The 5,405-nt window shown below is 64.8% G+C and carries 7 protein-coding genes; 5 read left to right on the top strand and 2 right to left on the bottom strand.

Annotated features, from left to right (window positions below; genetic code table 11):
* Positions 1-831 (bottom strand): TonB-dependent receptor plug domain-containing protein (locus EOA75_RS27965; protein WP_164747602.1); only part of this gene is annotated, 831 nt, incomplete at its 3' end.
* 203 nt (positions 832-1,034) lie between these two features.
* Here EOA75_RS27965 and hemP point away from each other — a divergent pair.
* The 5 genes from hemP to EOA75_RS27940 are packed head-to-tail and all read left to right on the top strand — an operon-like array spanning position 1,035 to position 5,161.
* A complete protein-coding gene (gene hemP / locus EOA75_RS27960) occupies positions 1,035-1,241 on the top strand; it encodes a hemin uptake protein HemP (protein ID WP_127325681.1) in 207 nt (68 codons plus the stop codon).
* Between the two features lie 50 nt (positions 1,242-1,291).
* A complete protein-coding gene (locus EOA75_RS27955; protein ID WP_127216710.1) occupies positions 1,292-2,353 on the top strand; it encodes a hemin-degrading factor in 1,062 nt (353 codons plus the stop codon).
* 11 nt (positions 2,354-2,364) lie between these two features.
* On the top strand, positions 2,365-3,258 hold the full coding sequence (locus EOA75_RS27950) for a hemin ABC transporter substrate-binding protein (protein ID WP_127325680.1): 894 nt from the start codon (positions 2,365-2,367) through the stop codon (positions 3,256-3,258).
* 6 nt (positions 3,259-3,264) lie between these two features.
* Positions 3,265-4,365, top strand: a complete 1,101-nt coding sequence (locus EOA75_RS27945; RefSeq protein WP_127325679.1) for an iron ABC transporter permease — start codon at positions 3,265-3,267, stop codon at positions 4,363-4,365.
* Positions 4,366-4,372: 7 nt separating this feature from the next.
* Entirely contained in the window at positions 4,373-5,161 is a 789-nt protein-coding gene (locus EOA75_RS27940) for a heme ABC transporter ATP-binding protein (RefSeq protein WP_127325678.1), read from the top strand.
* On the opposite strand, the gene EOA75_RS27935 is transcribed toward EOA75_RS27940, so the two are convergent.
* Positions 5,158-5,405 (bottom strand): Rrf2 family transcriptional regulator (locus tag EOA75_RS27935; protein ID WP_245466761.1); only part of this gene is annotated, 248 nt, incomplete at its 5' end. The two genes, EOA75_RS27940 and EOA75_RS27935, sit on opposite strands and share 4 nt — an antisense overlap.

Below are 5,405 nucleotides of genomic sequence, written 5' to 3'. Positions count from 1 at the left end.
GTTCTCGGTCGGGCGAATGGTGGTCTTGAGCAGGCCGCTCAGCACGTCGAAGCCGGTGCCGGCAACGGTGTCGCCGCCACCGTTCTTGTAGTCGCCGTAGTCGCGGTAGACGATGTTGCCCAAAACGTCCCAGTTCTCGTTGAAGCGATAGGCGCCGCTAGCGCTGGTGGTCCAGCCCTTGCCATTCGTTTCATAGCGACCGGTGGCGGAAGCCGCCCAGCTTTCCTCCGGCTTGAGGAAATCTCCGGCGTCCTTGGTTTCGAAGAACACCACTCCGCCGATGGCGCCGGAGCCATAGGTGTTGGCGACCGGGCCGCGGATCACGTCGACGGATTTGATGAGCTCGGGATCGACATAGAAGGTCGACTGCGTGCCGTGGTCGGAGCGCTGGAAATCCTGCCTGGCGCCGTCGACGATCACCGCCACGCGGCCGAAATCCTGCAGGCCGCGGATGTTGATGCTGGAGCTGACGCGTCGCGCGTCGGCCTGCACTGCAACTCCCGGCACGCCAAGCAGCATCTCGTTCGGCGTCGTCGCCATGCGGCGCTCAAGCTGTTCCTTGTCGACATGGCTGGCCGAGGCCAGCGACTGGATCGCCGTCTCGCCGGTGCGGCTGATGACGAGGATCTTGTCGAGCAGCGTCGAGTCGCCTGCACTTTTCTGGTCAGTCTTCTTTGTCTGGTCGCTCTGCTGGTCAGCCGCCGGCTGGGTGGCCTGTTGCGCTTTGGCCGCCGGCATACAGAGCGCGATTGCCGCCGCGCCAGCCAGCAAGGCCGCCATTTCCTTCGCCATCGGCCGATCTGTCGGCCGTCCCCAATTCACCAACCCCATGCCCCAACTCCAGATTCTCAGGCTCGATGCTGGCTGGCGCGGGGCTCGCTCGCATTTTTGATCGCGTCCGGCGTCTTAAATGTTGACTCATTTAGTCCGGTAATGCACGACTAGTAAACATGAGAAAACGAGTCAAGAATTTAATCGGCATTTGACGAGGCGACCGGCCCGGTGGCCGGCACAGGAAAAAGGGACCGAATGAGATGAACAGCCGTAACCCAAGCGACTTTCGCTACCGCGGCCGCCGCTCCGACGACGTGCCCGCGCGTTTTGACCGCGTGGCGATGTCAGTGCGCACGCTCTCCAGCAACGCGCTGTTCCAGGGCGAGCATGAGATCGGCATCGAACATCATGGTGCTCTCTACCGTCTGAAGATCACCCGCCAGGGCAAGCTGATCCTCAACAAGTAAGCACGATCGGCAGACGAACAGGGCAGACAAAAAGTGGGCAGGTGGACGATATGGACCAACGCGTGAAGCCGTCGCCGGACGAGATCCGGGGTTCGCGGGAAGACAATCCGAAGATGCGCGAGCGCGATTTGGCGGCCCAACTCGGCATTTCGGAAGCAGAGCTGGTCGCGGCACATTGCGGCCATGGCGCCGTGCGCGTCGAGCCGCGCGTCAATGACTTGCTGAGCGGCCTCGAAGCGGTCGGCGAAGTGATGGCGCTGACCCGCAACGAAAGCGCCGTGCACGAAAAGATCGGCGTCTACGACAAGGTCGTCACTGGCAATCACAACGCCATGGTGCTCGGCGAGAACATCGACCTGCGCATCTTCCCGAAAGTGTGGGCACATGGCTTTGCCGTCGAGAAACGCGACGGGGGCGAGATCCGCCGCAGCCTGCAGTTCTTCGATGCGGCCGGCGAGGCCGTTCACAAGGTGCATCTGCGGGCAGCCTCGAACCTCTATGCTTACCAGAAGCTGATGGCGAGCCTTGAATCGTCGAACCAGGAGCCGACGATCGCAATCGCCTCAAGCGCGCCGGAGGACGAAGTGGAGGTGCAAGCCTTGGTAGCCAGCATCGACGACCTCCGCGACCGCTGGAGCCGGATGACCGACGTGCATCAGTTCTTCGGCATGCTGAAGACCCTGAAGCTCAGCCGCCGTGAGGCGGTGCGCATGGTCGGCCAGGACTATGCATGGCTGCTCGACAATGATGCCGTCAGCGCCATGTTTCACCACGCGGCGGAAGGCGAGATGCCGATCATGTGCTTCGTCGGCAACCGCGGCTGCATCCAGATCCATTCCGGCCCGATCAAGTCGGTCAAGCCGATGGGACCATGGATTAACGTGCTCGACGAGACCTTCCACCTGCATCTGAGGACCGATCACATCCATGAAGTCTGGGCGGTGCGCAAGCCGACCAAGGATGGCCATGTCACCTCGCTCGAGGCTTACGACGCCAAGGGGGGCATGATCATCCAGTTCTTCGGCAAGCGCCATGAAGGCGAGGGCGAGCGCGACGACTGGCGCTTCCTGGCCGAGAACCTGCCCCGCATCCCCAGCCCGACCGCTGCATGAGGCGAGACTCGATGCGTGTCGTTCACCGTTTCCGCTCTGGGCTTGCGCTGCTGGTCGCCGTTCTGCTTGCCGCCGCCGCTATGCCTGCCGGAGCCGATGAAGGTAGGGCCGTCTTCTCCGACACCTCGCGGATTGCCGCCATCGGCGGCTCGATCACCGAGATCGTCTATGCGCTCGGCGAGGAAGGTCATCTCGTCGCCCGTGATTCGACCAGCTCTTTCCCGCAAGCCGCGCAGAAATTGCCTGATGTTGGCTATATGCGCGCGCTGTCGCCGGAGGGCGTTCTGTCGGTCAATCCATCGGGGATTCTAGCCCTGCATGGCAGCGGCCCGAAGGAAACCGTCGACGTGTTGAAGAAATCGAGCGTGCCCTTTATCGAGGTGCCGGAGCGCTACAGCCATGAAGGCATCCTCGAAAAGATCCGCACCGTCGGGAGGGCGCTGGGGGTCGAGGCTAAGGCGGAGCAGCTCGCTGCGGAGACGGACGCGAAGCTGAAGTCGGCCGAAAAGCAGACGGCCGCGATCAAGGAGCGCAAGCGCGTGCTGTTCGTGCTGTCGATCCAGGGCGGCAAGATCCTGGCCGCGGGCAGCGATACGGCCGGCGACGGCATCATCAGGCTTGCCGGCGCCGTCAACGCGGTCGAGGGTTTTTCGAGCTACAAGCAGCTGTCCGACGAGGCGATCGTCACCGCAAGGCCGGATGTGCTCCTGACCATGAAAAACGCCGGTCCACCGATCTCGGAAGATGAGCTGTTCGCCAATCCATCGATCGCTTCGACGCCCGCGGGAGCTGCCCGCAAGCTGATCAGCATGGATGGCGGCTACCTGCTGGGCTTCGGGCCGCGCACCGCCGCGGCCATCCACGACCTCGCCGTCTCGCTTTACGGCAATCAGGTCACGGACTGAGCGGTGATGGCCGAACAGTCGATTGCGGGGCCGGCGGGCAGGGTGAGGGCATCCGATGGCGACCGCTCGGCGCGGGCAAGGATCGTCATCCTGCTTTTGTCTGTCGCGCTTGCGCTGTCCATATTCCTGTCGCTGACCTCGGGCGCTTCGGACGCGTCCGCCGTTCGCGTCATCCGCGACTGGCTGACCGGAGGCGTGCCGGCCGATACGGCGCTCGCCGCGCGCCACCGGCTGATCGTCTATGACATCCGCATGCCGCGCGTGCTGCTCGGCGTGCTGATCGGCGCCGCGCTCGCCGTCTCCGGCGCGGTGATGCAAGGACTGTTCCGCAACCCGCTCGCCGATCCCGGCCTGATCGGCGTCTCGTCCGGCTCGAGCCTTGGCGCGGTGGCAATCATCGTGCTCGGCACAACCTGGCTTGCGCCTGTCACGCTCGCCCTTGGCACGCTCGGCCTGCCGCTGGCAGCCTTCCTCGGCGGCCTGGCGGTGACGCTGCTGCTCTATGCCATTGCGACGCGCCACGGCCGGACGTCAGTCGCCACGATGCTGCTCGCCGGCCTGGCGATCGCCGCCCTTGCCATGGCGCTCACCGGCATACTGGTCTTCGTGGCCGACGACAGGCAATTGCGCGACCTCACCTTCTGGCAGCTCGGCTCGCTTGGCGGCGCCACTTGGCCGAAAATCGGCACGGTCGGACCGGTGATCTTGCTGGCACTGGCGACGATGCCGTTTCTGTCGCGCGGCCTCGATGCGCTGGCGCTCGGCGAGGCGACCGCCGGCCATCTCGGCATTCCGGTCCAGCGGCTGAAATACACGGCCATCGTCGGCGTGTCGGCGGCGGTCGGTGCGTCGGTCGCCGTCAGCGGAGGCATCGGCTTCATCGGCATCGTCGTGCCGCATCTGTTGCGCCTCGCCATCGGTCCGGAAAACCGCTACCTGTTGCCGGCCTCGGCCTTGCTCGGCGCCTCGCTGCTTCTGCTTGCCGACGCGGTCGCCCGCACCATCGTCGCTCCGGCCGAACTGCCGATCGGCATCGTCACGGCAGTGGCCGGCGCGCCGTTCTTCCTGTGGATCCTGCTGCGCAAGCGCGGCGTCATTGATCTGTGAGCAGCCGATGATCGAAGCCCGGGACATCTCCGTAGCGATCGGCTCCAGGCGCATCGTCTCGCATGTCGATTTCACGGCGCGGCCGGGCGAGGTAACGGCAATCGTCGGGCCCAATGGCTCGGGCAAGACGACGCTGCTCAAGGCGCTGACGGGCGAGCTCTCCTATACCGGCACTGTCATCCTCAATGGCCGAGACCTGGTTTCCATGAAGCCGGTGGAGGCAGCGACGCATCGCGCCGTGCTGCCGCAGTCCACCACGCTGTCCTTTCCCTTCACGGTGCTAGAGGTCGTTCGTCTCGGCCTGATCGGCGGGCGTTCCGGGGTGCTGCCCGGCGAGGATGCGCGCTTGCCCGAGCGGGCGCTGGCGGGTGTCGATCTCGACGGCTTTGCCGGCCGCTTCTACCAGGAGCTTTCAGGCGGCGAGCAGCAGCGCGTCCAGCTTGCCCGTGTGCTCTGCCAGGTCTGGGCGCCGGTTCTCGAGGGCAGGTCGCGCTACCTATTCCTGGACGAGCCTGTCTCCAGCCTCGACGTCAAGCACCAACTCATCATCATGAATGTTGCGCGCGATTTCGCGCGGCGCGGCGGCGGCGTGGTGGCGATCCTGCACGACCTCAATCTGACGGCCATGTATGCCGACCGGATTTTCGTGCTCTCTCGTGGCCAGCTGGCTGCCGCCGGCTCGCCGCAAGACGTGCTCAATGACGAGCTGATCGAAAAGGTGTTCGACTGCCGGCTCAAGGTCGGCGCACTGCCTGCTGGAAGCGTTCCGTTCGTGTTGCCGCAATCGGCAGCTTAGGCGGCCGGGGCGCGCTGCTCCAGGAGATCGATGCCAAGCAGGTGGCGCACATTCGGGCGCGCGGCGACGAGGTCGGCGATCGTGTAGCGGGAGAGCACGGCGAAGAAGGCATTGAGCGCTTCGCGCAGTGCCGAATTCAAGGCGCAGCTGTCGACCAGCGGGCATTCGGCGGCGTCGTTCTCGAAGCACTCGGCCATGGCGAAGCTCTCTTCGGTGACGCGCACGACGTCGAACAGGCTGATCT

Source organism: Mesorhizobium sp. M1A.F.Ca.IN.022.07.1.1 (genome assembly GCF_003997575.1).
In the GTDB taxonomy this organism is placed as follows: Bacteria; Pseudomonadota; Alphaproteobacteria; order Rhizobiales; family Rhizobiaceae; genus Mesorhizobium.
Note: the sequence above shows the minus strand (reverse complement) of the source record. Positions and strands in the feature narration are given on the sequence as shown.

What these genes read in the sequence shown, in the direction of transcription:
- hemP (WP_127325681.1), top strand. Translation starts at nt 1,035, where the DNA reads ATGAACAGCCGTAACCCAAGCGACTTTCGCTACCGCGGCCGCCGCTCC.
- EOA75_RS27940 (WP_127325678.1), top strand. Translation starts at nt 4,373, where the DNA reads ATGATCGAAGCCCGGGACATCTCCGTAGCGATCGGCTCCAGGCGCATC.
- EOA75_RS27955 (WP_127216710.1), top strand. Translation starts at nt 1,292, where the DNA reads ATGGACCAACGCGTGAAGCCGTCGCCGGACGAGATCCGGGGTTCGCGG.
- EOA75_RS27950 (WP_127325680.1), top strand. Translation starts at nt 2,365, where the DNA reads ATGCGTGTCGTTCACCGTTTCCGCTCTGGGCTTGCGCTGCTGGTCGCC.
- EOA75_RS27945 (WP_127325679.1), top strand. Translation starts at nt 3,265, where the DNA reads ATGGCCGAACAGTCGATTGCGGGGCCGGCGGGCAGGGTGAGGGCATCC.